Annotated in this window: 20 protein-coding genes and 1 tRNA gene; 9 read left to right on the forward strand and 12 right to left on the reverse strand. The window is 70.2% G+C overall.

The window, feature by feature from the left end:
- Positions 1-168: 168 nt before the first annotated feature.
- Complete coding sequence (locus tag OZ403_RS01245) at positions 169-2,958, reverse strand: protein kinase domain-containing protein (protein ID WP_268783284.1); 2,790 nt, start codon at positions 2,956-2,958, stop codon at positions 169-171.
- A gap of 211 nt (positions 2,959-3,169) precedes the next feature.
- On the opposite strand from OZ403_RS01245, the gene OZ403_RS01250 reads away from it, so the two are divergent.
- The 3 genes from OZ403_RS01250 (at position 3,170) to OZ403_RS01260 (ending at position 6,087) form a co-directional block, all read left to right on the forward strand.
- Complete coding sequence (locus OZ403_RS01250; protein ID WP_140860008.1) at positions 3,170-4,354, forward strand: hypothetical protein; 1,185 nt, start codon at positions 3,170-3,172, stop codon at positions 4,352-4,354.
- Positions 4,354-5,466: a metallophosphoesterase family protein gene (locus OZ403_RS01255; protein ID WP_140796298.1), complete on the forward strand. Its 1,113-nt coding sequence runs from the start codon at positions 4,354-4,356 to the stop codon at positions 5,464-5,466. Before OZ403_RS01250 ends, OZ403_RS01255 begins: the two co-directional genes overlap by 1 nt.
- 96 nt (positions 5,467-5,562) lie before the next feature.
- Positions 5,563-6,087 (forward strand): hypothetical protein, encoded by a 525-nt coding sequence (locus tag OZ403_RS01260; RefSeq protein ID WP_268783285.1) that lies wholly within the window; start codon positions 5,563-5,565, stop codon positions 6,085-6,087.
- A gap of 69 nt (positions 6,088-6,156) precedes the next feature.
- On the opposite strand, the gene OZ403_RS01265 is transcribed toward OZ403_RS01260, so the two are convergent.
- The 10 genes from OZ403_RS01265 to OZ403_RS01310 form a co-directional block, all read right to left on the reverse strand.
- Positions 6,157-7,329, reverse strand: a complete 1,173-nt coding sequence (locus tag OZ403_RS01265; RefSeq protein ID WP_140786722.1) for a zinc-dependent alcohol dehydrogenase — start codon at positions 7,327-7,329, stop codon at positions 6,157-6,159.
- Between the two features lie 11 nt (positions 7,330-7,340).
- On the reverse strand, positions 7,341-8,159 hold the full coding sequence (locus tag OZ403_RS01270) for an SRPBCC family protein (RefSeq protein WP_140786723.1): 819 nt from the start codon (positions 8,157-8,159) through the stop codon (positions 7,341-7,343).
- Positions 8,160-8,425: 266 nt separating this feature from the next.
- Positions 8,426-9,802 (reverse strand): hypothetical protein, encoded by a 1,377-nt coding sequence (locus tag OZ403_RS01275; RefSeq protein WP_268783286.1) that lies wholly within the window; start codon positions 9,800-9,802, stop codon positions 8,426-8,428.
- Positions 9,803-9,823: 21 nt separating this feature from the next.
- Positions 9,824-13,024 carry a TonB-dependent receptor gene (locus OZ403_RS01280; RefSeq protein ID WP_268783287.1) on the reverse strand — a complete coding sequence of 1,067 codons (3,201 nt, stop codon included), beginning with the start codon at positions 13,022-13,024 and terminating at the stop codon, positions 9,824-9,826.
- A 77-nt stretch (positions 13,025-13,101) separates the two neighbouring features.
- Positions 13,102-13,527 (reverse strand): ExbD/TolR family protein, encoded by a 426-nt coding sequence (locus OZ403_RS01285; RefSeq protein WP_140786726.1) that lies wholly within the window; start codon positions 13,525-13,527, stop codon positions 13,102-13,104.
- Positions 13,528-13,538: 11 nt separating this feature from the next.
- Positions 13,539-13,946 (reverse strand): ExbD/TolR family protein, encoded by a 408-nt coding sequence (locus OZ403_RS01290; protein ID WP_140796967.1) that lies wholly within the window; start codon positions 13,944-13,946, stop codon positions 13,539-13,541.
- Positions 13,930-14,682 carry a MotA/TolQ/ExbB proton channel family protein gene (locus OZ403_RS01295; RefSeq protein WP_140786728.1) on the reverse strand — a complete coding sequence of 251 codons (753 nt, stop codon included), beginning with the start codon at positions 14,680-14,682 and terminating at the stop codon, positions 13,930-13,932. Before OZ403_RS01295 ends, OZ403_RS01290 begins: the two co-directional genes overlap by 17 nt.
- 45 nt (positions 14,683-14,727) lie before the next feature.
- The gene (locus tag OZ403_RS01300; protein WP_268783288.1) at positions 14,728-15,510 is read right to left on the reverse strand and encodes an energy transducer TonB; all 783 of its coding nucleotides are present in this window, start codon (positions 15,508-15,510) and stop codon (positions 14,728-14,730) included.
- Between the two features lie 83 nt (positions 15,511-15,593).
- Positions 15,594-16,913, reverse strand: a complete 1,320-nt coding sequence (locus OZ403_RS01305; protein ID WP_140786730.1) for a glycosyltransferase family 87 protein — start codon at positions 16,911-16,913, stop codon at positions 15,594-15,596.
- Positions 16,914-16,942: 29 nt separating this feature from the next.
- Positions 16,943-18,334 (reverse strand): dihydrolipoyl dehydrogenase family protein, encoded by a 1,392-nt coding sequence (locus OZ403_RS01310; protein ID WP_268783289.1) that lies wholly within the window; start codon positions 18,332-18,334, stop codon positions 16,943-16,945.
- A gap of 501 nt (positions 18,335-18,835) precedes the next feature.
- Between OZ403_RS01310 and OZ403_RS01315 the strand changes: the two genes are divergently transcribed.
- The 6 genes from OZ403_RS01315 (at position 18,836) to OZ403_RS01340 (ending at position 22,969) form a co-directional block, all read left to right on the forward strand.
- Positions 18,836-19,198, forward strand: a complete 363-nt coding sequence (locus OZ403_RS01315) for a ribosome-binding factor A (RefSeq protein WP_090490908.1) — start codon at positions 18,836-18,838, stop codon at positions 19,196-19,198.
- Positions 19,195-20,352, forward strand: a complete 1,158-nt coding sequence (locus OZ403_RS01320) for an RtcB family protein (protein ID WP_268783290.1) — start codon at positions 19,195-19,197, stop codon at positions 20,350-20,352. Before OZ403_RS01315 ends, OZ403_RS01320 begins: the two co-directional genes overlap by 4 nt.
- A gap of 205 nt (positions 20,353-20,557) precedes the next feature.
- A tRNA-Gln gene (locus tag OZ403_RS01325) sits at positions 20,558-20,631 on the forward strand.
- A gap of 61 nt (positions 20,632-20,692) precedes the next feature.
- Positions 20,693-21,220: a non-proteolytic archaemetzincin-like protein gene (locus OZ403_RS01330; RefSeq protein WP_140786734.1), complete on the forward strand. Its 528-nt coding sequence runs from the start codon at positions 20,693-20,695 to the stop codon at positions 21,218-21,220.
- 90 nt (positions 21,221-21,310) lie between these two features.
- Positions 21,311-22,276 carry a PD40 domain-containing protein gene (locus tag OZ403_RS01335; protein ID WP_140786735.1) on the forward strand — a complete coding sequence of 322 codons (966 nt, stop codon included), beginning with the start codon at positions 21,311-21,313 and terminating at the stop codon, positions 22,274-22,276.
- A 222-nt stretch (positions 22,277-22,498) separates the two neighbouring features.
- Positions 22,499-22,969 carry an ankyrin repeat domain-containing protein gene (locus OZ403_RS01340; protein ID WP_171410342.1) on the forward strand — a complete coding sequence of 157 codons (471 nt, stop codon included), beginning with the start codon at positions 22,499-22,501 and terminating at the stop codon, positions 22,967-22,969.
- Positions 22,970-23,065: 96 nt separating this feature from the next.
- Here OZ403_RS01340 and OZ403_RS01345 read toward each other — a convergent pair whose 3' ends face one another.
- The gene (locus OZ403_RS01345) at positions 23,066-25,273 is read right to left on the reverse strand and encodes a (Fe-S)-binding protein (protein ID WP_140786737.1); all 2,208 of its coding nucleotides are present in this window, start codon (positions 25,271-25,273) and stop codon (positions 23,066-23,068) included.
- Positions 25,274-25,310: the final 37 nt, after the last annotated feature.

The raw sequence follows: 25,310 nt of genomic DNA on the forward strand, positions 1-25,310 counted from the left end.
GCCCTTACGTCAGGAAGCCGGGCCCCTTCGCTGAAGCCTCGGGGCGCCGGTCCACCGTAAGGTAGTCACCGTTCCTCTGCCCCAGCCCGGCGTCCTCCGCGGCGCCGCGAGTGCTCGCCTCACCTGTGGGCGCCCCGGCGGGTGGGCGGCGGGCTGCCTGTGTGGCTGCTACCGCTCCGAGCGGCGTGAGCCCTTCAGGGCCTCCGCGCGCTCCTTGCCGGACATGGCCGTCACGTCGACGATGTCCACCTCGAAGGCGCCCCGGTTGTCGTCCACCTGCATGTCGGGGAAGGTGCAGTGCAGGTCCTCCGTGCCCGTCAGCTGGTAGCGCTTGCCGGTCTGGAGGATGCGGTGGGTGGCGCGCACGGATTCGGGCGCTGGGCCGCGCTCCAGGCACAGCACCTGGCGGACGCGGCCGTTGGGGCCGGAGCGCAGCTCCGCGAAGTCGTCTCGCACGGTGAGCAGGTAGGTGGAGTCCGGGTTGAGGCCGCGCAGCACCATCTGGTGCTCGGGCTTCAGCGGCACCGCGTTCTCCTTCGCGTCGAAGGTGAACGAGCGCGGCGGCACGTAGGCGGACTGGCGGACGTTGACGCGGATGGCGCCGCTGTTGTCGTCCGGACCGCTGTCATCCAGCGCGAAGACGTGGAGCTTCCGGGCGCCCTTGATGGTGCGCGTTGATGTGCCGAGCAGGCCGAAGCTGCTGTCCACCGGCCCGTCGCCCTCGATGAAGTAGGCCAGCGTGCCGGAGGCGGTGCCCCGTCCCTCGGCCAGTGACGCGTTGCCCTGCGTCCACACCGAGTACGTCGTGCCGGGGTTCAGCTCGATGCTGGCGGTGTTGTATTCGGGCAGGGGGACGGCGTTGTACTGGGGGCGCAGCACCAGCACGCGGGTGGGGTAGTCCACCTCGTGCATCGTCCGCTGCGGCGTGTCCTCCCCCACGGGCCCGTCCTGTGCGGCCGCCACCTCCGTGCTGGCGCCCGCGTCCTCCGGCGCGCCGGGGCCCCCGTCCTCCGGCGCGGCGCCGCCTTCCGCCACCCCCGCGGCGCCCGCGTCCTCTGGCGCCGCCACGGCCACTTCGACCGGTGTGGGAGGGGGCGGCGGGGGCGCGGCGACGGGCTTCAGCTCCGCCGTCAGCGGCTCCACCAGGTTCGACGTGGGCGTGAAGCGCTTCGTCCAGGGCAGGTGTCCGGGCAGCGAGAGGGCCAGCGTGTTGGCCTCGCCAATCTTGACCTCCACCATCATTGGCGTGACGCCCTTGAGCACCTGGTCGTTGAGCCGCACGCTGGCGCCCGCGGGCTTGGAGGCGAGCCACAGCGTGGTGGTGGACGCGTACGCGTCGTCGAACGCGGACTCGCGCGCGATGACGAGCTTGTAGAATACGCCGACGAGGAACAGCGCGGCGGTGGCGTAGATGACGGACATCGTCACGACGCGCGCCTTCTCCTTCCCCTTCGCCACGCGCGCGGCCTCTTCACGCGCCAGCGTGTCCCGGGCGTCGTCCACGGAGGTGCGGTAGCCCTTGCCAGTCCAGGTGCCCACCGGATGCGCCTCGGTGGTGGGCTCCTTGCTCTCGGCGGCGGGCACTTCGATGGGCGTGTCGTGCGGCGTGGCCTGGGTGGGGGTGGGCACATCACCCGCGTCGGTGCCGGGCTCTTCGTCCAGCTCCGGCACGGGGGGGCCGGGGCGCTCGGCGGTGTACGTCCTGCGGACGCCGCCCTCGGCGCGGGGGAGCTGGGACTGGGTCATCCGCCGCACGCCGCTGCTCGTGGGACGGCGCACCCCCGGGTTGCTCGCAGAGGGACGACGGCCTCCCTCGCTGCCGGGCCGTCCGTTGTCGCTGCCAGGGCGGCCTCCGTCACTGCCCGGACGGCTGCGCACGCCGGGGTTGGAGCCCCGCTGGGCGTTGTTGGACGGGAGCCGCGCGCGTCCCTGGGACGACGCCTCGGTGACGCCCGACTGCCAGGCGGCGAGCTGCTCCTGGAAGGCGGGGGACACCTCCACCCGGCGACCCTCGGCGGCCAGCTCCTCCGGGAAGAGGTGCGCCATGAGCTGCGACAGCAGGGTGGGGGTGAAGCGCGGGTTGTCGCGGTAGAGCAGCTCCACCAGCGACTCGCTCAAGTCCTTCGCCGTCTGGTAGCGCGCCTCACGGTCCAGCGCCATGGCGTGGGAGATGACCGTCTCCACGTCCTCGCTGACGGTGGGGTTGAGCGCCGACGGCGGCAGGCGGTCGCCCACGAGGATGCGGGGCAGGACGGTGACGAACTCCCCTTCATAGGGGCGCTTGCCGCACACCATCTCATAGAGGACGACGCCCGCGGCGTACACGTCGGTGCGCGCGTCCAGGTCCTGCCGGCCCTGTGCCTGCTCCGGGGAGAAGTACGGGTACTTGCCCTTGAGGGTGCCGGGAGACGTCTTCGCCTCCACCGCGCTCGTCACCTTGGCGATGCCGAAGTCGATGACCTTGACCTCGCCCTCATAGGAGATGAGGACGTTGTCCGGGGACACGTCGCGGTGCACCAGGCCCAGCGCCTGCCCGTCCTCGCCCACGTGTCGGTGCGCGTAGTCCAGGCCGTCACACAGCTTGCTGGCCACATGGAGCGCCAGCGACTCCGGCAAGGCGCTGATGCCCATCCGCTGGGCGCGGCGCAGCACCTTGGACAGGGGCTGGCCCTGCACCAGCTCCATGGCGATGAAGTACTGCCCGTCCACCTCACCGAAGTCGAAAATCTGCGCGATGTTGCTGTGGCTCATGCTGGCCACCACGCGCGCCTCGCCGATGAACATCTCGACGAAGTCCGCATCGTCGACGAAGTGCGGGAGGATCTGCTTGATGACGCAGGGCTTGGTGACGCCCGCCGCCCCCGTCATCCGCGCGCGGTAGGTGACGGCCATCCCCCCCGCGGCGATCTTCGAGAGGAGGACGTATTTACCGAATTGCTGAGGGCTGTTTTCCGCCACGGGGTAGGAGCATACCTTCCTTCCTGGGAAAGTCCCGGTTCCGGATTGCACTCTGTGCAAAGTTTTTCAGGGTTACGAAGGTGTGAGGCTTCACATTTCTTCACGCGGGGCGCCTGCCGTGGGCCGCCCTGGCGCGGTTATCTAGCGGACCTGCCTGCGCTTGCCGGCGGGCAGGGGCGGCCGGCCCCTCGCTGAGAAAGAGGCGTCGCCGATGGTGTCCGAGCTCCCCCTTCGCTCGCGGTGGGGCGCCGTGTGTCTGAGTGGAGTGCTGCTGTTCTCGACGCCGGGCCTGGCCCGCGGTGGGGATGGGAGCCCGGAGGTCCCGGTGGATGCGCCCCTCCAGGCGCACGTGGGGCTTTCCCAGCAGTCGTTGGCGCAGGTACCCCCGCCGCCCCCGGAGCGCCCCGATTTCAAGCCGCTCGCGGTGGCGGTGGCGGTGGTGCCGGGGTTGCTCTTCCATGGACTGGGGCCCCTGGTGGCGGGGGACCGTCACACTGCGAAGCGGCTCTTCGCGTTGGAGGGCGCGGGCCTGGGGCTCATCGCGCTGGGCGGGGTGCCCATCGCGCTCACGGGCGCCTCGCGGCGCACCATTGCCCCGCTGTACGCGGTGACGCTGGCGGGCTTCAGCGTGCTGGGCATCTCCGCGCTGGCCAACCTGTATGCGGTGACGGCGCCGGCGTTCGACCCGGGCGTGGCGCCGCCCCTGCTTCCTCCGCTGGAGTTGGAGGTGGGCTACCAGTATGTGAATGACGCTGCCTTCGACTACCGCCACTTCCTCACGGTGGGGGCGCAGGCCCGCTTCGACTCGCTGCGCCTGCTGGGCGCCGTGCGGGTGGACCCTTCCGAGGGCAACACCCAGGTGCGCCTGGGCGGCGCGTGGCGGCTGTTGGGCGCGCCGGAGCGCGCGCTCGCGGGCACGGATGGCAGCGCGCTGGACGTGGAGGCCTTTGGCCAGTTCCACCGCTACCCCACCGAGGGCTTCGCGCTCATCAGCGGAGAGGTGGCGCTGCGGGGCCGGCTGGCCATGTCGCGCATCAGCCCGGCGATGGCGGGCTCCTTCGCGGAGGTCAGCGTGGGCACGTCGGCGGAGGCCTATACGTACCCCGGCGCGGTGAGCGACGGGAACCTGCACGAGCAGCTGCTCTTCACCTTCGGCTACGGCGTGTGGCTGGGCCGTGGGGGACCGTTCCGGGGTGAGGCGATGCTTTATTACGACCACCGCAAGGACTCGTTCGCGGGCGGCATCCGCTCGCGCGGCGGCGGAATCGTGGGCGCCTTTGGCCTGAGAGGCCGGGCGCTGCTGACGGATGACTGGGGTGTCGCCGCCGAGGTGCAGGGTGGTGGCGCGCTCGTGGGCCGGTTGTCGTTGATTCGTGCCCTGGGAGGTGAGCGGTGATGCGCGCGGGTGTGAAGGCGGGGGTGCTGGCGGCGCTGGTGTCGTCGGGCTGTGGCATGCGGCCCGCGGAGAACCGCGCGATTGCGGATTCCAAGGTGGGGCAGGCGCAGCAGGGCGGGGTGACGCTGTCGGTGGCGGACGGGCTGGCGACGGTGCGCGAATTGGCGCCGGGCACGCTGGTGCTGTGGGGCAACGCGCCGGCCTTCACCGCTCGCGTCGACGTGGGCGCGCAGGCGCCGTCCGACTGGCTGGTGACGGTGCGCAACGCGATGCCGGACGCGGTGCTGGTGGCCGAGGAGGAAGGGGGCGCGCCGTTGGTGCAGGAAGCGCTTCCGCAGGCGTTGCCCACCGTGAAGGTGTGGCGCGTGGCGCTGCGCGCGGGGACGACGGTGCGGCTGTCCGTGGCGCCGCCGGATTTCGAATCGCGCGAGCCCTTCCGCTTCCTCGCGCTGGCGGACGTGCAGGAAGCCCTGCCGCGCGTCGGAGATATCTACGCGCGCATGCGGCGGGACGACGCGGCACGCTTCATCCTCTTCGCGGGCGACCTCACGGAGTCAGGCACGCGCGATGAGTTGACGGAGTTCCAGGAGCGGCTGGAGGCGGGCTCGCGCATTCCGCTGTACGCCACCCTGGGCAACCACGAGACGTTCACCCGCGACGCGGCCGAGTACCACGCGCTGGTGGGGCGCGGCAGCCAGAGCTTCGTCTTCAAGGGCGTGCGCTTCTCGGTGGTGGACTCCAGCAACGGCACGTTGGACCCCGGCGTGGAGGAGCAATTGGAAGGGTGGCTGGCGGCCTCGCGGGGTGGCACGCACGTGGTGGCCATGCACGTGCCGCCGCAGGACCCGGTGGGCCTGCGCGGCGGCGGCTTCGCCAACCGGGGCGAGGCCGCGGGCCTGGTGGGGAAGATGGCGCGCGCGGGCGTGGACCTCACGCTCTACGGGCACATCCACTCCTATTATTCGTTCACCAACGCGGGCATCCCCGCCTTCATCTCCGGCGGCGGCGGCGCCATTCCGGAGACGTTCGACGGGGTGGGGCGGCACTACCTGTCCGTGGATGTGAGCGCGGACGACGGCTTGCAGCAGGCGGCGCTGGTGCGCGTGGATTGATCCGCAGGGGTGCTGTTTTAGCCTACCCTCTTGATCTGACACTGAACATCTGGGCAGATAGGGCCACCTTCCCGCAAGGAGCCAGGAGGCCCGCCCATGTTCGACTCGAACGAGAACGACCCCATTTCCCCGGCGCTGCGTGCGCTGCTCGAGCTGTTCACCACGGAGCTGGCGGAGGTCCGCTTCCCGGACATGAACGGCGAGGTGCTGGACGCCGCGGCCGAACAGGTGCGGGAGCAGGCGGAGGCCGTGGCGCGCGCGCAGGCGGCGCTGGAGTCCGCGCGGCAGGCGCTGCACGAAAGCCAGGAGGCGCTGCTCCAGAAGGGCCAGCGGGCGCTGGCGTACGCGCGAGTCTTCTCCGAGGAGAGCGTGGAGCTGAGCGCGCGGCTGGACGGCATCCATCTGCCGCGAGCGGCGCGCAAGGGCGCCCGGGCTGACGGCGCGGCGGCGGACACCGCGAGCGCGGCGCAGGGCAACGATGAGAACGCGCCCCGCCGCCGGGGCCGTCCTCCCAAGGCCCGTCCCGCGGCGGGTGCGTCCCTGTTCGCGGATGGGTCCTCGCCGGAGGCGCTCGCCGCCGCGGCGCACCACACCGGCAACGGCATGTTGTCCGAGGCCTGAGCGGGCCGCGGATAAACGAAGCCGCCCGGTGTGTCGCGGCCACCGGACGGCATCGCGAGGACTGGCGCGTCAGTTGGGCAGGAACACCGCCCGGACGCAGCCGTCCTGCTTCTTCTTGAAGAGCTCGTACCCCTTCGGCGCGTCCTCCAGGGAGAACCGGTGGGTGGCGAGGAAGGACGGGTCCAGCTCGCCCTTCACCACGTGCTCCAGCAGGCGCGGCAGGTACTTCTGTCCGTGCTGCTGGGCGGAGCGGACCGTGAGGTCCTTGTTCATGATGGCGCCCATGGGGAACGCGTCCATGAAGCCGTAGACACCCACCACGGACAGGATGCCGCCCTTGCGGCACGCGAGGATGGCCTGCCGCAGCGCCTGCCCCCGGTCCGTTTGGAGGCGCATCGCCTGTTTCGCGCGGTCATACGCGGCGCCCACGCCCGTGCCGTGGGCCTCCATGCCCACCGCGTCGATGCAGGCGTCGGGGCCTCGGCCGCCGGTGAGTTCCTTCAGCACGTCGAGGACGCTGTCCACCTCTTCGTAGCTGATGGTCTCCGCGCCCACCTTCTCCCGCGCCAGCTTCAGTCTTTCGGGGAAGCGGTCGATGCCAATCACCCGCTCGGCGCCGAGGAGGAACGCGGCCTTCTGCGCCATCAGCCCCACGCCGCCGCAGCCCCACACGGCCACCGTCTGGCCGGGTTGGATGTCGCAGAAGTCCGCGCCCATGTAGCCGGTGGGCACGGCGTCGGAGAGGAACAGCGCCTGTTCATCCGTCACGCCTTCGGGCACCCGGAAGCAGTCGTTGTCCGCGTGAGGGACGCGGACGAACTGCGCATGCGCGCCCGCGTAGCCGCCGAAGGCGTGGGTGTAGCCGTAGATGCCGGCCGTCTGGGAGCCGAACAGGGGTTCCTGCAATTCGCCCTTGGGATTGGTGTTGTCGCAGAGGGACCAGAGGTCGTGCTGGCAGTACCAGCAGCTGCCGCAGCCGATGAAAGACGGGACGACGACGCGGTCACCCACCTGGACCTTCTTCACCGCGGGGCCCTTCTCCACGACGGTGCCCATGAACTCGTGGCCGATGACGTCTCCCTTGCGCATCGTCGGGATGTAGCCGTCGATGAAGTGGAGGTCGGAGCCGCAGGTGGTGGACATCCTCACCTGGAGGATGACGTCGTGCGGGTTGACGATGCGAGGGTCCCCCACCGTCTCCACGCCCAGGTCGTTGATGCCGTTCCAGCAGAGTGCGCGCATGGGCAGGTTCCTCAGAAGGAGTAGCCGCCCTCGCGAGCGGCGGGGTTGGGCCGGGTGGTGGGAATCTCGCCCGACTCGACGAGGCTCTTGAATCGCTTGAGGGCCTTGAGCGCGAGCGCGGCGGGCACGGCGCCGAGCAGCTGCACGGCCTTCTCACCCACGACGCCGCCCGGCGGGTCGAAGACGAAGCGGAGCGTCACCGCCGTGCCCCAGTCCCGAGGCGCGGGGCGGAAACGCACCCAGCCTTCGTTGGGCAGGGCCGTGTCCCCCACGGATTGCCAGCGCAGCAGCTCGCCGGGGTGCTCCTCCACCACCTCCGCGTCCCATTCGAGGTCCTGGCCGAGCACGCCCGGCACCTTCCAGTGCTGCAATCCCTCGCCGGAGGACGTGACGTCGGCGAAGTGTCCCATCACCTGGTTGAGCGTCTCCGCGTCGCACCAGCGGCGATACAGCGCCTCCGGCGTGCCTTGGATGGTGATGGAGCGCTGGAGCACCGTCAGCTCGACGGTGGCGTCCCGGCCACGTTGACGGCGGAGCTTCCGGACGATGACGCCGTGCTTGCGGACGTGGGGTTCCTGCTCGGTCCGGGTGCCGCGGAAGAGCAGGCCGCCACCGGCCAGGGCCATGGCCACGCCGCCCAGCCTGCCTCGCCGGAGGCCCAGCGTGAGCAGGGCGCCGCCCGCGAGCGCGGAGACGAGCTGCGGAAGGCGCTCCTCCGAGGTGCGCTGGATGCCGCGGTCAGGCCATCCCCACCGCTGGCTTCCGAGGCGTCCGCCACGTGGAGACGCAGCGGGAAGGCGGGCTCCTGGCTGCTGAATCGTGTCACGCATGGCGGTGGCTCCTCCTGGGCAGGCAGGAGTCGAGCCCGCCACCGGAAACGTTGGGGGAGCCACCTGGGATGACAACCCCGTGGGCGCGTGCCGCGCGGGGTGAGGGGCCCAGGGCCGCCAGCAGGCTCCGGGCCCTTCAAAGGCCACAGCCCGGCCGGGTGCCGTCGCCGGAGCCCCCCTCCGAGCGCTGCACTCGACCGGGCCATGGGGCCGGGCCCCCCACCCGCGTTCGGAGGAGGGGCCCGGCTCAGCTCAGCGTGGGAACGTCAGTTCTGCGGGAAGGCCGTCCAGCCGGCCAGCCAGTTGGTGGTGCCCACCGCGCCGACGAAGCGCGCGGAGGTGTCGAAGCCCGCAGGCGGCGTGGCGGCGGAGTCCGGGTTGAGCGCGGGCGAGCCGGCCACGGGCATGAAGTTCGGCGCCGTCAGGTGGGTCGCGTCGGTGAGCTGCGGATCCACCACGCGGTTGTTCAGGCCGGAGGCGAGCACCTTCTCCGGCTCGTTGAAGTTGGACGAGTCCGGGTTGGTGACGTTGCCGCCAGCGTCCACGGTCGGGTTCGGCGCCGCGGGGATGGAGACGTTGTTGCCGCGGTTGTTCCAGAAGAACGTGTTGCGCAGGTACAGCTCCGGCGTGGCCGCGTTCCACAGGGCCGCGGAGGCCGTGCCGCTCACGTCCACCGCCAGGTCGGCGAAGTTGGCCACGATGACGTTGTTCAGCTTCCCGCCCGCGCCGGTGTTGAACACCATGCCCGACTGCGCGGGGCTGGTGCCCGCCGGACGGCCGGAGCCGATGAAGGTCGCGTTCCAGATTTCCGGCGCGGACCGCGGCGTGGCCGCGTTGTCGTTCTTGTTGCCGGAGGCCTCGATGCCGAAGTTGCCCACCACCGCGTTCTGCTGCGCGATGAAGAACTGGATCTTCCCATTGTAGCCCAGGTCGTAGTCCAGCGAGTCATCGTCCGTCTGGGTGACGACGGCGTGCCTCAGGTTGGCCGAGCCGCCGAAGAACTCCACGCCATCATCCGCGCCCAGGTGGACCTGGATGTAGTCCAGGTCGGTGTCCGAGCCGCAGCCGGCCACGGTGAGGCCGTTGAGCTCGTTGTCCTCGGACAGCTCGAAGCCGGCGAACTCGATGCGCGCGTAGTTCAGCTTGCCGCAGTCGTGCGCGTCGTTCGGGGTGGCGCCGCCACCGTACTTGGTCAGCGGGTTGTTGCCGGAGGCGAAGAAGCCCTCCACCGTGTTCTCGCCGCCCGCCACGTTGATGCGGCCCTTGCCGAGCAGCACCACGCCGCCCCAGTCACCGGGCGCGCGGCTGCCCTCGGGCCGCGAGCTGGTGAAGACGATGGGCGCCTGCGCGGTGCCCACCGCGTGAATCTTCGCGTTGCGGGTGACGATGAGCGCGCTGCCCTGTTCACCGAGGATGCGGGTCCCCGGCTCGATGGTGAGCGTGCCGCTCTCCACGAAGACGTAGTTCTTCAGCGTGTACGTGACGCCCGCCTTCCAGGTGGTGTCCTGGGTGATGTTGGCGGACACGTTCTCGGTGGTGTCCGTCGGCGGCGGGTTGGGGTTGTTGGGCGTGTTGTCGTCGCCGCAGGCAGGCGTCAGGGAGAGGGCGGAGAGCGTCAGGAGGGAGGCAAAGAGGCGCTTCATGGGTGTGCTTCCTTCTGCGGGTTAGAGGGACCAGCCCAGCGACGCGCTGAAGGCGACGCCGGGTTTGTACGTCTGCACGTCCACCGACTCCTGGCGGAGGGTGACGCTCGAGTTGAGGAGGTTGGCCGCGGTGAGCTTGAGTTGCGCCGAGCCGAGCTGCTGGGTCAGCGAGATGTCCACGCGGTGGAAGGGCACTTCGTAGATGTCCGGCAGGCCCTGGACGCCCACTTCGCTGATGCGGCGGCCGTACACGTTGTAGAGGACGGTCAGCTCGGTGCCGCTTTCGGGGCGCGAGTAGCCGACGTTGAGGTTGATGACGTACGGGGACTGGCCCTGGAGGGGACGGTTCCGGTTCGTCTGCGCGCCCACCACGTTGGGGTCACCCAGGTCTACGTCGGACTGGATGAGCGTGAGGTTGGCGCCCACGCGCACGGCCTTCAGCGTCTCCGTGAGGCGGGCCAGCGACGCACGCGCCTCCAGCTCCAGGCCGTAGGTGTTGGCACCCGCGGCGTTCTCGAAGCTGAGGTCCCCCGACTCGGGGTTGCGGATGACGCGTTCGATGGGGTCCTGGAAGCGCTTGTAGAAGGCGCTGGCGGCCAGGACTTCGTTCTCACCCGCGAACCACTCGACGCGCGCGTCGATGTTGTGGATGCGCGTCTGGAGCAGGTCCGGGTTGCCGGACACGTTCCGGCGGCGCACGAAGTCGAAGTAGATGAACGGCGCCAGCTCGCGGAAGGTGGGCCGCGCCAGCGTGTAGCTGTAGCCGGCGCGCACGTTCACGGTGGGCGTCAGCGCGTAGATGGCGTTGAAGGCCGGCAGCAGGTTCATGTACTCGGAGCGGTTCTCCGTGCCGGAGGCGCCGGTGAACGGGTCCTTCAGCGTGAGCTGCTGGGTGGAGGACTCCACGCGCAGGCCGCCCACCAGGCGGAGGGCGGCCGTCGGCTGGACGTCTGCGGACGCATAGCCGGCGAAGATGCCGAGGTACGCGTCATAGGCATCATCCGGCCGGGTGTTCTCACGCACGCGGATTCCGGTGCCCAGGTTCTCCGGGGCGAAGAGCTGCTCGGGAGGGAGCGTGCGGTCCACCGGCGTGCTGCCCAGCAGGTAGCGGAAGCGGCGGGCACCGAAGTCACGGAAGGACACCTGGGTGAGCCCGCCCACCTTCAGCCGGATGGCAGAGAGGGGGACGGTGACGTTGACGCTGCCGCCCGTGGACGTCTCGCCCAGCTCGGCGAAGAAGCGCTCGCCGCTGTTGGGCTGGTTGGGGAAGGTGGGCGTGCCCGACGGCGCGGAGAGGTTGTCGCTGTAGAGGGTGTCGCGGGTGTCGGGCTCGTCGCGGTCCACGCGGGACAGGTTGGCCTGCCAATCCAGCTCCGCGTCCCCCAGCAGACCCAGGCGGTGGAAGCCTCGGAGCTGGTTGAAGAAGAGCTGCCGGCTGACGAACTGCAGGCGCGTGCTCTCGTAGCTCTCACCGCGGACGATGTTGCTTCCGCGCGCGGTGAACGTGCGGGTGTCGGTGCCGCGGGTGTAGAGGCCGAACCAGGTCAGCTCGTTGTCGCGGTCCAACTGGAAGCCGACGCTGCCCAGGCCGCTGAGGCTGGCCGTCTCGAAGCCCTGCGTGCTGCGGGCCGCGTCGCGGGCGTTGAGCGCGCCCGTCTCGTCGCGGTCGGTACGGGCGAAGGTGCCCTCCTGCACGCCGTCGCGGTGACCGTAGTTGGCGCTGGCCAGGTAGCCCAGCCGGCTGTTGCCGAAGCGCAGGGTGTCGCCCATGGACACGCCCAGGCCCATGTTGGGCAGCGCGGTGGTGCGGCGCGCCTGCCAGATGTTGGGGAAGCTGCGGTACTGCTGCTCCAGCACGTCGCTGGACTCGCCCGACATCCCCAGGCCGCTGTCGCGCGGAATCGCGTTGGGGAGCTGGCGGCTCCCGCCGGGGAAGCCCAGGTTCTCACCGAAGCCGCCCTGGGCCTGGCTGTTGCGCTCGCGGAACGTCGTCTCGGAGTCGCCGCCCAGGCTGATGCGCGGCTTGAGCTCGAACTCGCTCGGGTAGGAGTTGGTTTCGATGAGCAGCGTGCCGCCGGCGAAGGTGCCGGGGAGGTCCGGTGTGTAGCTCTTCACCACGTTGAGGTTGGCGAGCAGGCTGGTGGGGAAGATGTCCAGCGGGACGCTGGGCTCGTCCGGCTCGGTGCTGGGCAGCAGCGCGCCGTTGAGCAGCGTGGTGCTGTAGCGGCCACCCAGGCCGCGCAGCAGCACGTAGCGGCCGTCCACCACCGTGGCGCTCACCACGCGCTTCACCGCGTCGGAGGCGCTGGAGTCCGGCGTTCGCGCGATTTCCTGCGCGCTGATGGCGTCCGACACGGCGGCGGCCTTCTTGCGCTCCTGGAGCAGCGCGCCCTCGGCCCGGCGGTCCGCGCGGGCCTCGACGACGACTTCCTGCACCGCGCCTTCGTCCGCGCCGAGCGCGATGTCCAGCTTCGTCGCCTTGCCCTTCGTCACCACGACGCCGGTGATGCGGCGGCCCTGGTACACGTCATAGAAGACGCGCAGGTCGTACTTTCCGGGCGGCAGCGCGACCCGGTAGAAGCCGTCCAGGTCGGTGAGCACCTGCTTCTGGGCGCCCGTCACGACCTTCACGGTGGCCTCGATGAGGCCCTCGCCGTTGGCTTCGTCCGTCACGCGGCCGTGGATGCCAGTGAAGCCCGGGGGCGGCACGGAGGACTCGGCCAGCATCGCCTCGTCGTCGCTCATGCCCTCCATGGACTCATCGACCGGCGCCGCGGGCTGCTGCGCGGTGGGGTCGGCTTCGGTGCCGGGCTGCTGCGCCGTCGGCAACGCCTCGGTGCCCGGCTGCTGTGCGGTGGGCGATGGCGTGACGCGCGGCTGCTGCGCGGTCGGCGCGGTCTCGGTGCCGGGGGGCGCGGCCGTCGGCGGCGTCACGGTGCCCGGCTGCTGCACGGAAGGATCAGCCGCGGTGGGCGGAGCGGCAATCCCAGACGGATGCGTCGCGGTGTCCTTCGGCTGCGACGGTTGGGTTTCCTCGGATGGGGGAAGAGGTTGCGTGACGGGGTCGACCGCGGGAGCGGGAGCCGAGCCCGGAACGCCGGGCGCCTGTGCGAACACGGGCGTAGCTGTCATGACAAGCGCAGCCAAAATGGCGCGCAAGGGGGCAGTGCGAGACAACACGACACTCCTTGCCGAGGTGCGCGTAGAGAACGCGACACGCATGGCATCTGGATGAAGGGGCTGTGACGATTCAGGCGGCGGACCGCAAACTTGGTGTCACGGTCCGCCGCGGCACTGCATCAATCCGCGAGCTTGTCCGGCAGCACACCGACAGTGATGTCCCCGCCTCGCGCGAGGTCCAGCACGTCCATGGCGGCGCCGTACGGCACATCATCACTGGCGTCGAAGAACACAATCTTGTCCGGGCGCGCGTTGAGCATGCGCTGGAGCCGGGCCACGACCTGGTCGCGGGGCACTTCTTCCCGGTTGATTCGCAGCACGCCGGACTTGTCCACCGTGAGGACCACCGGTGGCCGTGCATCGGGAGGAGGCGGAGGGGCCTCCTGGTCATCGCCCTTGGCGGGCACCGTCATCCACATCTGCTTGGTCATCAGCGGGGTGACGACCATGAAGATGATGAGGAGGACGAGCACCACGTCCACCAGGGGCGTCACGTTCATCGCCGGGCGGATGCCGCCCTTTCCGCCTCCAAGGTCGAATGCCATGGCGTGCGCTCCTATTTCTTCTGTTTGTCGACGACCTGCAGGTTGATGCCGGGGAAGCCCAGCTCCTGCATCGCCTTGAAGAGGCCGCGCACCTCGGAGTAGCGCACGCCCCGGTCGGCCTTGAGCACCACGGGCGAGTCCGGGTCCTTCGCGCGCACGGCCTTCAGCTCGGCCATGAGCGCGTCGCGCTTGAGCTCCTTGCGGTCCAGGAAGAAGGCCCCGGTCGCGGACAGGCTCACCGTGGTGGGCGTCAGCTCCTTGTTCTCCTTGTCCGGGTTCGTCGCGGTGGGCAGCTCCACCGCGGCGCCGGACTCAATCTGGGGCGTGACGACCATGAAGATGATGAGGAGGACGAGCACCACGTCCACCAGGGGCGTCACGTTCATCTCCGGCGTCAGGCTCCTACGCGGGGTGGACATCGCGGGACTCCTTGCGAGCAGCCAGCTCCGGGCCCGTGGCCACCGCCGCGCCGTTGACGGCGGCGGGCTTCTGCGGCCCCAGGTCCTCCAGGTAGTCCATGAACTCGCTCCGCGCGGCGTCCAGGGAGAGCTGGAGCGAGTCGGCGCGGGTGGAGAGGAAGTTGAACATCAGCACCGCGGGGATGGCGACGAGCAGACCCAGGGCCGTGACGACGAGCGCCTCGGCGATACCGGCGGACACCGCGCCCAGGCCGCCGGAGCCTTCCTTGGCGATGCCGGCGAAGGCCTCGATGATGCCCACCACCGTGCCGAGCAGACCGACGAAGGGCGCCACCGAGCCGACGGTGGCGAGCACGGACATGCCGCGGCGCACGTCCGCGCTGACGCGCTCGTTGATGCGCACCAGCTCACGGCGCGTGAGCTCCACCGGGCCCAGCTTGCCGGCTGGCACGCGGGACCTGGCCAGGAAGTGCTTCATGCCTCCGCCCAGCAGCATGGCCAGGTGGCTGCCCTTGGTGGCCTCCGCCTCCTTCACCAGCGCTTCGTGCTGGTGCTGGGTGAGGAGCGGACCGGCGCGGGACGCGAAGCGCTTGGAGATGGAGCGCGAGCGGAAGAAGACGAAGAGGCGTTCGAAGAACACCGCGAGGGACGCGACGGCGAAGAGGATGAGGGTCCACGCGATGCCCAGCGCGAACACACCCATGTGGTTGTAGATGTCCCTGAGATTGAAATTCATGACGGGTTGCTCCTGGGGGGCAGGTGCGGGTGAGGCCTTTTCGGCTTACGACTTGAGACGGAACGGAACCTTGAAGATGCGGAACACCGCCGTGGGCTGACCGCCGACGACTGCGGGCTTGAAGCGCCACGTCTTCGCGGCGGCCATGGCCGCGCTGGCGAAGGGCTCGTCGCCGCGCATCACCTTCAGCTGGGTGACGCGGCCATCCACGCCCACCACGCCCTTGAGGATGACCATGCCTTCCAGGCCCTTGGAGCGGGCCTCGGAGGGGTATTCCGGCGTGAGGTTGGAGGAGAGGGGCTCTGGCGGCGTGCCGGACTCCGGAAGGTTGATGGGCGCGACGCGGCCGCCACCGCCGGCGAGCGTGTCACCGCCGGGGACGCCGCCCACCACGCCACCGGGAACGAGCGCGCCGGTGCCACCCACGGCGATGGGCGCGGCGGCCACCGTCTCCGTCGCGGCCTCGGGCGGCTTCTCCAGCGGCACTTCCTTGGGAACGACGATGGGCGCGGGGGCCACGGTGGGCGCGGCCGGAGGCGGCGCCTTCGCGGCGGCGGGCGGCGCGGCCTTGGGCGCCAGCTTCGGCTTGGGAGGAGGAGAGGGCGGAGGCGGCGGCTTCGCCTCGACCACGGGTGGTGGCGGAGGAGGGGGCGGCGGACGGAACACCACGTCCGTGCCCTTCTTCTCTTTGATGACTTCCGTCACCTTGCCGGCCGCGGTGATGGCGGCGATGCCCATCAGCGCGAACACGGCGACGGACGCCGTAGTGGAGAGCGCGAACCGCCGCGCCGATTGGACGTCCGGGCCGCTGTCGAAGGTCTCGAACATGACTGGACGCGCATATAGCGACGCCATGTGTCGGGCCTGTCCGGGGCCCGTGACACTTTGCTTCCATCAACTTGTCGGAAGCGTCACGGCGCGAGCCCGCCACCAAAGCAACGTGGCAGGCGTGACACGGCGTCGGCGTCCACCACCGCTCGCGGTGCGCCCATGCGGCGCATCTGCGACAGCAGGGCGATCAGCAGCGCCGTGTAGACGAGCGCGAAGGGGCGCCACAGGAGGACGTGGCGGCTCCATTCCGCGCCCAGTCCCGAGTCGGAGACGAGGACACCCGTGAGGGCGATGAGCGCCACCAGCACCAGGTTGGGCCGGTGGCGGCTCTCCACCGCGGCACGGATCAACGGCCAGGCCAGCACGTAGTTCGCGCGCCACGCCAGCGGTGACAGCAGGGTGACACCCAGGCAACACACGGCGATGAGGTCCGCTGGCCCGGGTCTTGCCCACACGACGGCGGCGACGAACAGGACCATGGCCACGGCCTGCGCCAGGGACATGTCACCGGGGGGCACCACGGTGTCGGGCGGGTACACCAGCGCCAGCAGCACGGTGGGCAGGCCCTGGGTGTTAGACTGGAGCGCCCAGGGCGGCGTGGTGCGCGCCAGCGTGTCGCTCCAGAGCTGGAACTGGACCAGCGTGCCGTCCCAGCCGTAGCGGGCGAGCGTAGGCAGGGTGAGCACCAGTCCCACCACCGCGGTGGCGCCGATGACGCGCCAATGCCGGCGCCACAGGAAGAAGAGGCCGACGAGGGCGGCGGGCGGCTTGAGCAGGAAGGCGACGGCGAAGGCGGCGCCGGGGCGCCACACCTGTCCGCGTTCGGCGCCGAGCGTGGACAGGAGGATGAGCAGCAGGATGACGGCGTCCACCTGGCCGTAGAACAGCTCGAAGGTGAAGGACGGCAGCAGGGCCAGCGTCGTCAGCGCGGGCGCCCAGGCCCAGGGCGTGGCTTCCCCCGACGAAGGCGTGGCGCGCATGGTGAGGCGGGCCACTGCGGCGAGCGCGGCGATGGAGCCCAGGTTCCACAGGGCCACGGCGGCGCGCGCGGGGAGCAGGGTGAAGGGAAGGAAGAGGGGCGCGGTGATGGGCGCGTACTTGAACGGCATGGTGCCGTCGGACAGGCGGTAGATGTCCGTGGCTTCCCAGAACCGCTCCGCCGCCATGAGGTAGACGCGGAAGTCCACGCCCCTGCGGGGATGCTGACCCACGGCGACAGCGGCCACGGCGAGGACGGCCAGCACGAGCCACCAGGCCCAGCGCGCCCAGGGCGCACGCACTTCAAGGGATGTCCCCTCACCCGCGGCCGGTGGGGGGGATTCGGAGCGGGAGGGCCCCGGGGCGACGGCGGTCATCAGTAGGGAGGGGTGGGGTGGGCAGCGGCACCATTCCACGCCCACCCCCGCGCACGCAACGGAGGGGCGGCGGGCTAGAGGCCGTACGCCTCCAGCAGCTTCAACCACACCTCGCTCATGGTGGGGAACGACGGCACCGAGTGCCACAGCGTGTCGAGCGGCACCTCCCCTGCCACGGCGATGGTGGCCGCGTGGAGCATCTCACCCACCTCCGGCCCGGTGAACGTGGCGCCCACGAGCACCCGGCGCTTCTCGTCCACCACCCACTTCACGGTGCCAGTGAGGCCCTTGCCCACCAGCGACGTGCCGGGCACGTCCTGGAGCTGCTTCTCCACCGTGCGCACCGGCAGCCCGGCCTCGCGCGCCTTGGCCTCGGTGAGGCCCACGCTGGCCACCTGCGGGTGGGTGAAGACGACTTGCGGGGTGGCCTTCGCGTCCGCCCAGGCCCTTGCCTGCTTGCCCGCGATGACGTCGCCCACCATGCGGGCCTGGTACTTGCCCATGTGGGTGAGGAGGTTGCGGCCGTTGGTGTCGCCGCACGCGTAGAGCCAGCCGCCGTCCACGCCCTTCGCGCGGAGCTGGTCATCCACCTCCACGGGCTTGCCGCCCACGAGCCCCACCGTCTCCAGCCCGAGTCCCTCCGTGCGGGGCACGCGGCCCATGGCCACCAGGACTTCGTCCGCGACGACCTGCTCTCCATTGGACAGCGTCACCGTCACCTCGCCCTTGCCGCCGGGCCGCTGGACGCGCGACACGTTCATTCCCAGCAGCACGCGCACGCCGGCGTCCCGCAGCGCCTGGGCCACCTGCTCTCCGGCGAAGGGCTCCGCCCGGGACAGCAATCCCTTTCCGCGCTGCACCAGCGTCACCTCGGAGCCCAGCGAGCGCCACGCCTGGGCCAGCTCCACCGCGACGGCGCCGCCGCCCAGCACCACCAGCCGCTTGGGCGCCTGCCTGGCCGCAGTGCCCTGGCGGTTGTCCCAGGGCTGGGCGTCTTTCAGCCCCGGGATGTCCGGGATGCGCGGCCGGCTGCCAGTGGCCAGCACCACGGCCTTGCGGGCCTCCAGCTCCCGCACGGCGCCGTCCTTGTTCTCCACGCGCACCTTGCGCGGGCCCGTGAGCTTGCCGGTGCCCCGCACCACCTTCAGCTTCGCGTCCTCGGCCCACTTCACCTGGGAGTCGTCCTGGTAGTTGCTGACCATCGAATTCCGGTGGTCCAGCACCGCGCGCGCGTCGATGCCCTCCTGGAGCTTCTCGCGCACGCCGGCGGCATGCTCCGCCAGCCACCTGACTTCTCCCGGACGCAGCAAGGCCTTGCTGGGGATGCAGGCCCAGTACGAGCACTCACCTCCGAGCAGCTCATGCTCCACCAGCGCCACCGACAGCCCGGCCTCCGCGGCGCGCGCACCGGCGACTTCACCCGCGGGGCCCGCCCCAATCACCACCACGTCGAACGCTTCCGCCATGTGCCTTCACCTCGTGCTCGCTGCGTAGCGCGACGGCGGGCCATGCCCACGGCCGCGTTGAGACGCACGTCCGCTGCTGGAAAGTGAGGGTGGTCACCCGCCGACACCGGACACAGGGCACGGGCCCGAGGGGTGGCTGGCTGTCAGGTCTGCCCGCGTCCCGCCGTCCGGGGCTGTCGCTTGACGTGGGTAGGGTGGCGGTCACACCTTGCCTGCGCAGCATCACGGTCCGCGCGGGAGTCACGCACGCGGCGGGAGGTGTGCCATGGGACGTGTCTTGAATGGAGTCTCGGGTCGCTTCGCGCTGAATGTGCTGAACCGGGTGGGTCGCCTCCCTCGCTGAGCGGGACGGAGCGCGCTTCCAGGGCCTTGGATTCGGCATGTGCGCGGAGCCTTTGCCTCCGCGCAATGGGCCGGCGTGTGTCTCGTGCGTCGCTCACGGCTTGAAGCCGGGAGCGCACGAGGGGCACGCGCGGCCTTCTGGGAACCGTTCGTCCTCTCATGTCCTCTTCCAGGAATCGCCGTACCTCGTCATCGCGCCATCTGCGCGTGCAGTCCCATCTGTCCCAGGAAGTCTCCCGCACCTTCCGGGGGGAGCTGTCCGACCCGAGGCTCGAAGGCGTCGCGCTGACGTCCTTCGAGCTGTCGCCGGACGGCCGCCTCGTTCGCATCGGCTACACCGTCACGCCCGAAGCCGCGGCTGCCGGCCTTCGTCCCCTGCAGGCGGCGCTCGAAGGCGCCAGCGGCTACCTGCGCTCGCAGCTCGCGGAGCATCTCGACCTCAAGCGCGTGCCGCAGCTTCGTTTCATCTACATCGGCGTCTCGGAGCACACGCCCGGAGCGGCGGAGGAGGGCGAGTCATGATGCCCCGTCTCCTTCCGCCCGCACCGGGCTGCAGGCCCATCCTCGTCTGGGCTCGAGCGCTGCCTCCCGGCGCGGAGAAGCAGCTGCGTCACATCGCCTCCCAGCCCTATGTCGTGGAGCACGTGGCCGCCATGCCGGACCTCCACGTCGCTTCCGGCATCGCAGTGGGCACCGTCTTCGCCACCGAGCACCACGTCGTACCGGGGGCGCTGGGCGGAGACCTGGGCTGCGGCGTGGGCGCCTGGCGTTTCCCACTCACCTCGGGCCTTCCCGGACGGGACGTGCTGGAGCTCGTGCTGTCTCAGTTGGCCGACCGCATCCCCGTGGGTGACGCCGTCCACCGGGGCCGGGGGCTGTCATTGCCCCCGGCGCTGGAGTCACCGCCCCTGTCCACCCAGAAGCTGCGCCATGCCTGGGAGCGGCTGGCGCCCAGACACCTGGGGACGCTCGGGGGCGGCAACCACTTCCTCGAACTGGACCGGGATGCGGACGGGGCCCTCTGGCTGCTGCTGCACACCGGCTCCCGGGGCGTCGGCGCGGCCATCGCGGACCACCACGGACGGGTGGCCCGGGCGCTCGGGGAGGGCGGCTTGCCGGCCCTGAGCATCCACACCGCCGAGGGCGCCGCCTGCCTCGCCGACACGCAGTGGGCCTGCCGCTTCGCGCTCGCCAACCGGGAGGCCATCGCCGCTCGCGCGCTGGACGTCCTGGAGGAAGCCCTGGGCGTGGCCGCTGACACCACGTCGGTCGTGGATGTGCACCACAACCACGTCGCTCAAGAGGAGCACGGGGGCCGCCTGCTGTGGGTCCACCGCAAGGGCGCGGTGGGACTCCAGGCCGGCCAGCGCGGGCTCATCCCGGGTTCCATGGGCACGGCATCCTACGTCGTGGAGGGCCGGGGCGAGCCGCGTGCCTTCCGCTCCTGCTCACACGGGGCGGGCCGTGTCCTCACCCGTTCAGAGGCGCGGGCGCGCATCCGCCCGGCGGCGCTGGAGCACGTGCTGCGCCGCGTGGTGTACGACAAGGGGCGCACCGCCGCCCTGGTGGAGGAGGCGCCCGCCGCCTACCGCGACATCACCGAGGTGCTGGAGGACGAGGCCGACCTCGTCCGGCCGCTCCTGCGCCTCACGCCGCTCGCCGTCCTCAAGGGCTGACCGGGAAGGCCGCCCCTGGCGAAAATCCGGGGGCGGCTTTACTCCAGGTGTAAAGGGAGAGCGACAATGCGCCCGGCTCCAGCCGTTATCGAGGCTCGGGCGAGGGGTCCAGTGGCTGACATTGCAGGGAACCGCGTCAGGGGAGTTCCCCGCACCCGTCGGGATGCCGTACACTCGGACACCAGAAGTACACGAGAGAACCTGCTGGGGCGTCGTCTAATGGCAGGACATCAGACTTTGACTCTGAGTATCAAGGTTCGAATCCTTGCGCCCCAGCCACTCCGCTCCGGGGGGACGCGGTAGCCAAGCGTCCGTCCCGTGCATGAAGGACGGTGGGCCGATGCCGCAGAAGACACTCCTTCTGGTCTCCGTGGGTAGCCCGCCAGCCTCTCTCTTGAGGGACTGGCAGGACCCGCTGGCGGCGCAAATGGGTGTCGCGGCCGTGGTGTCGAAGACGGTATTGCCGACGCCCGCCTACGCCTTCAACAAGGACCGTGGCCAGTACCACTGCAACGCCATCATGCGGCGGCTGACGCCCATGCTGGAGCCCGGCCAGTTCGCCGTGTTGGGCATCTCCGACGTGGACCTCTTCGTCCCGGACTCGCCCTTCGTCTTTGGGGAAGCGGACCGCGAATCGAAGACGGCGGTGATGAGCCTCCATCGCCTGGCCCAGGGCGCCGCCAGCGATACGTTGCGGCGCCGCGCGCAGGTGGAGGTGGTGCACCAGGCGGGACACCTGCTCGGGTTGTCCTACTGCGAGGACCCGCGGTGCGTGATGTTCTTCGCGCAGACGCCGCAGGACTGTGACCGCAAGCAGCTGTCGCTCTGCAACCTCTGCCGCAACGAGCTCCAGAAGCTCAACCGCTGACCTCGACCGTGCGTTGAATCACCCGTGGCGCGTTGACGTCAGTCCCGGTGCGCTCTGTAGTACGGGGCTCTCTATCGGCCGGGAAGCGGAGTGACGACGATGACGGGCAAGCGGAGGTTCCTCGGAGCGGTATTGGCGGTGGGGATGTTGGGGGGCTGCGAGCCCCTGGACGACGGTGGCGGCGGCGGCATCGGGGGCGTCCTCTTCACCCGCGGCTTCGCCTTCGTGCGCGAGGACGACCGCAACGTCTACGTGGTGGACGACGGCGGCGACGCCAACAGCCCGCAGCGGCTGACCAGCGTGGGCGGCGCCTACTGGCCTTCGGTGTCGCGTGACGGCCGCAGCGTGGTGTTCGTCCAGCGCAGCGGCGGCACCACCTCGCTGCTGACGGTGCCCACCTCGGGCGGCACGCCGTCCACGCTGTTCCGGGCGAATGATTCGACGTGCGCGCGCGGCTGCTCCAACTTCCGCACGCCCACCTTCAGCCCGGACGGGCGCAGCGTCGTCTTCGTCTTCTCGCCTGGCAACAGCTCCCAGACGGCGCTGGCGCGCATCAACACGGACGGCAGTGGCTTCCAGGAGCTCACGCCCAACAACGTCATCGCCTACGGCGCGCCGTCCTTCGTGCCCAACGGGAGCGCAGTGCTGGCGGGCGCGGGCAGCGGGCTGAATCAGCTCGACCAGCTAGCGCACGTGCCGCTCAACGGTGGCACCATCACCTACTCCTTTCTGAGCGCTGGCGTGCAGTTCGTGGAGAACCGCGTGGCGGTGTCTCCGAACGGCTCCCAGGTGGCACTGGATGGGCGCCTGTCCTCCGGTGGCACGCGCATCTTCGTGGGACAGCTGTCGGGCTCGAACGTGGGGGCGCTCCAGCGCGTCACCAGCGGCGGGGCGGGCTCGGAGGAGTCGTGGCCGAGCTGGACGGGCGCCAGCCAGCTGGGCTTCCTCATCAGCTCTGGCGGGAGCGACACGGGCATCTACCGCGCGAACCTGAGCACGGGCTCGGTGTCGCTGGCGGTGCCCAGCGCCACGGAACCGTCCTACGGGCCGATTTGACCTGGAGCCGCTGACCTCGGGCCCGGTGGGGTGGCGCCAGCGCCGCCCGCCGGGCATCCGAGGGGAGGCGATTCGGGCTTGATTCGCGCGCCTCCGGCACCCACCGCATCAAGGGCGGCACGGTCGAAATCAACTGACGCTCCGGGCGTAAGGCGGCATGTGTCCTGGGGCAACTGGCGTCCCAGAGCGCGAGGCGCGATGCTGCCGCGCGGAGGTCTGACGATGTCCCTCTTCGATGCCGTGCTGGCGGGCGACCGTGACGCCGTGGAGTCCCACCTGTCCGCCGGAGCGGACCCGAACCCCTTCGACGAGGAGGGCCGCACACCATTGATGGCCGCGGCCCGCGCGGGGCGAGCGGACCTGGTGCAGCTCCTCCTGGATGCGGGAGCGGACCCTGAGCTGACGGACAGCATCGGCGAGTCCGCGCTCATCATGGCCGCCGCGCACGGGCACACCGAGGTCTGCCAGTGGCTGATGCCTCACGCGCGCGCGGATGACCAGGACCTGGCCCGCACGCTGCTCTCCGGCCTGGGCATCACCGACTTGCGCCTGGACGCGCCGCCTCCGCCGGACAACAGCTTCCGCCGCAAGCTCGCCTCCGCGGGGGCCTACGTCTCCGGCAAGCTGGGAGACGACGGCGCCACCAAGCGGCTGGAGCGTGTCCTGCGCTCGGAGAAGCAGCGCAAGCCCTGAAACGGCGAAGGCCCGGGGCTTCACGGTGGAAGCCTCCGGGCCCTTGCGTGAAGTGAAGCGGGCGGGCCCTTCAGCGGGCCCGCCGCACCACTGGTACTATTCCGGCTTGGCGCTCACCGTGGCGCTGGGGGCCACGGTGCCCACCGCGCCGCTCTTGGTCTCCAGCGCGTCGGCGACCAGCTCGGTGATGTCCTTGATCTTGATGTTCTCCTCGCGGCCGGTGTCGTTCACCGCGTCGGAGAGCATCGTGGAGCAGAACGGGCACGCCACCGCGACGATGCCGCTGCCGCCCTTCTCCTTGTAGTCACCTACCTGGCCCGGCTTCTTCTTGTCCGCGGCGTTGGGGTAGGGCGTGTTCGGGTCCTCGGCGTGCTTCAGCGTCAGCGCGGCCTCGTTCAACCGGTTGTGGTTGATGCGCGTGCCAATGTGCTCCTCCATCCACATGCGGCCGCCGCCGGCGCCGCAGCAGAAGCCCTCGCGCTTGCTGCGCTGCATCTCCACCACCTCGAGCCCGGGGATGCTGTTGAGCACCTCGCGGGGGGCGTCGTAGACGCCGTTGTGGCGGCCCAGGTAGCAGGGGTCATGGTAGGTGAGCTTGCTGTTCATCACCGCGGAGAGCCGGATGCGCTTCTCCTTCAGCAGCTCGTTGATGAGCTGCGTGTGGTTGATGACGCGGTACTCGCCGCCGAACTCCGGGTACTCGTTCTTGATGGTGTTGAAGCAGTGCGGGCACTGGGTGATGACGGCCTTCACGCCCATCGAGTTCCACGACTCGACGTTCGTCTTCGCCATCGTCTGGAACAGATACTCGTTGCCCATGCGGCGCGCGGAGTCGCCGTTGCACATCTCCTGCTTCGACAGCGTGGCGAAGCTCACGCCCGCCTCTCGCAGAATCTTCACCAGCGCGCGGCTGACCTTCTTCTGCTTGTCGTCGTAGCTGCCCGCGCAGCCCACGAAGAAGAGGTACTCGTAGGGACCGCCGTCGTCACCCCACGTGGGGAGCGCCAGGTCCTCCGCCCACTCGTCGCGCCGGTCCTGGCCCAGGCCCCAGGGGTTGCCCTGGCGCTCGATGCCCTCGAACACGCGCTGGATTTCGGGCGGGAACTCCGCCTTCACCTGCACCTGGTAGCGGCGCATGTCGATGAGGCGCGGCACGTTCTCGATGAACACCGGGCAGGCCTGCTCGCACCAGCCGCAGCTCGTGCACGCCCACACCGTCTCCGCCGACAGCGCGCTGCCGACGATTTCAGGCAGCGGCTCCTTGATGCCATTGGGGCCGTAGCCCTCCTCCACCCACTGCTCGTTGTCCCAGAGCCAGTGCTTCAGGTCCTGGTTGACGCCCTTGTGGGTGAGCGGCTTGCCGGTGATGTACGTCGGACAGTGCGTCTGGCAGCGGCCACACTCCGTACAGGAGTAGAGGTCCAGGCCCTGCTTCCACGTCAGGTCCTTCACCGTGGCGGTGCCGAACTCTTCCTTCTCCAGGTCCGGCGTGGGCAGCTTGCCGGTGGAGTGCGTGCGCTGGAAGAAGACGGTGGGCAGGCCGGTGATGATGTGGAAGTGCTTGCCGATGGGCAGGAAGTTCAGGAACGCCAGGATGATGACCAGGTGAACCCAGAAGCCGGCCACGCCCACTACGTGCGCCGCGGTGGCGCCCAGCGGCATCATCGCCAGGCCCGTCAGGCTGGTGAACGGCTCCCACCACACCAGCGCGGCGAGGGACTGGGGCACCTGCGTGGCGCCCACCTGCGCCTGCGCGGCGTGCGCGGCCACCATGTGGCTGCCGCCGAACAGGAACTCGGAGACCATCAGCCCGCCGATGAAGCACAGGATGAGGTACGCCTCCCACGACGGCGTCAGGCGGTCCGGCTTCACCTTCCAGCGGACCCAGATGTAGTAGGCCACGCCCAGCAGGGCCAGCGCGGCGACCACGTCCTTGGCCAGCAGGTAGACCTTGTAGACGAAGAGCAGCGCGGATTGATCCGCCCAGAACGGGTGGCTCAGGTCCGTCAGCACGTCCAGCGCCGTGGTCGAAAACCCCATGGCGAAGAGCATGACGGTACGCACGGCCAGCACCATGAAGGCCGCGTAGATGAGCACGTGGAACAGGCCCGGCGTGAACTCCTCCGGATCCACCAGTCGCTTCTGGCCAAGGCCGAAGCGCACCAGCTGCGCCACGCGGAAGGGAATGTTGTCGAGCCGGTTCTCCTTCTTCATCGCGAGCAGGACGCCCACGCGACCGGACATGGTCATCACGAAGATGGGAATGGCGAGGGCTAGCAACAGGCCGGTGATGATGGGACTCATGGGACTCTGAGGACCTCTAGGGCGCGGCGGATGGGCC

The sequence above is a fragment of the Myxococcus sp. NMCA1 genome, assembly GCF_026810205.1.
In the GTDB taxonomy this organism is placed as follows: domain Bacteria; phylum Myxococcota; class Myxococcia; order Myxococcales; family Myxococcaceae; genus Myxococcus; species Myxococcus xanthus_A.

Coding starts and splice junctions, on each gene's coding strand:
- OZ403_RS01250 (WP_140860008.1), top strand. CDS start 3,170: ATGGTGTCCGAGCTCCCCCTTCGCTCGCGGTGGGGCGCCGTGTGTCTG.
- OZ403_RS01255 (WP_140796298.1), top strand. CDS start 4,354: ATGCGCGCGGGTGTGAAGGCGGGGGTGCTGGCGGCGCTGGTGTCGTCG.
- OZ403_RS01260 (WP_268783285.1), top strand. CDS start 5,563: ATGTTCGACTCGAACGAGAACGACCCCATTTCCCCGGCGCTGCGTGCG.
- OZ403_RS01265 (WP_140786722.1), bottom strand. CDS start 7,329: ATGCGCGCACTCTGCTGGAACGGCATCAACGACCTGGGCGTGGAGACG.
- OZ403_RS01270 (WP_140786723.1), bottom strand. CDS start 8,159: ATGCGTGACACGATTCAGCAGCCAGGAGCCCGCCTTCCCGCTGCGTCT.
- OZ403_RS01275 (WP_268783286.1), bottom strand. CDS start 9,802: ATGAAGCGCCTCTTTGCCTCCCTCCTGACGCTCTCCGCCCTCTCCCTG.
- OZ403_RS01280 (WP_268783287.1), bottom strand. CDS start 13,024: ATGCGTGTCGCGTTCTCTACGCGCACCTCGGCAAGGAGTGTCGTGTTG.
- OZ403_RS01285 (WP_140786726.1), bottom strand. CDS start 13,527: ATGGCATTCGACCTTGGAGGCGGAAAGGGCGGCATCCGCCCGGCGATG.
- OZ403_RS01290 (WP_140796967.1), bottom strand. CDS start 13,946: ATGTCCACCCCGCGTAGGAGCCTGACGCCGGAGATGAACGTGACGCCC.
- OZ403_RS01295 (WP_140786728.1), bottom strand. CDS start 14,682: ATGAATTTCAATCTCAGGGACATCTACAACCACATGGGTGTGTTCGCG.
- OZ403_RS01300 (WP_268783288.1), bottom strand. CDS start 15,510: ATGTTCGAGACCTTCGACAGCGGCCCGGACGTCCAATCGGCGCGGCGG.
- OZ403_RS01310 (WP_268783289.1), bottom strand. CDS start 18,334: ATGGCGGAAGCGTTCGACGTGGTGGTGATTGGGGCGGGCCCCGCGGGT.
- OZ403_RS01315 (WP_090490908.1), top strand. CDS start 18,836: ATGTCCTCTTCCAGGAATCGCCGTACCTCGTCATCGCGCCATCTGCGC.
- OZ403_RS01320 (WP_268783290.1), top strand. CDS start 19,195: ATGATGCCCCGTCTCCTTCCGCCCGCACCGGGCTGCAGGCCCATCCTC.
- OZ403_RS01330 (WP_140786734.1), top strand. CDS start 20,693: ATGCCGCAGAAGACACTCCTTCTGGTCTCCGTGGGTAGCCCGCCAGCC.
- OZ403_RS01340 (WP_171410342.1), top strand. CDS start 22,499: ATGTCCCTCTTCGATGCCGTGCTGGCGGGCGACCGTGACGCCGTGGAG.
- OZ403_RS01345 (WP_140786737.1), bottom strand. CDS start 25,273: ATGAGTCCCATCATCACCGGCCTGTTGCTAGCCCTCGCCATTCCCATC.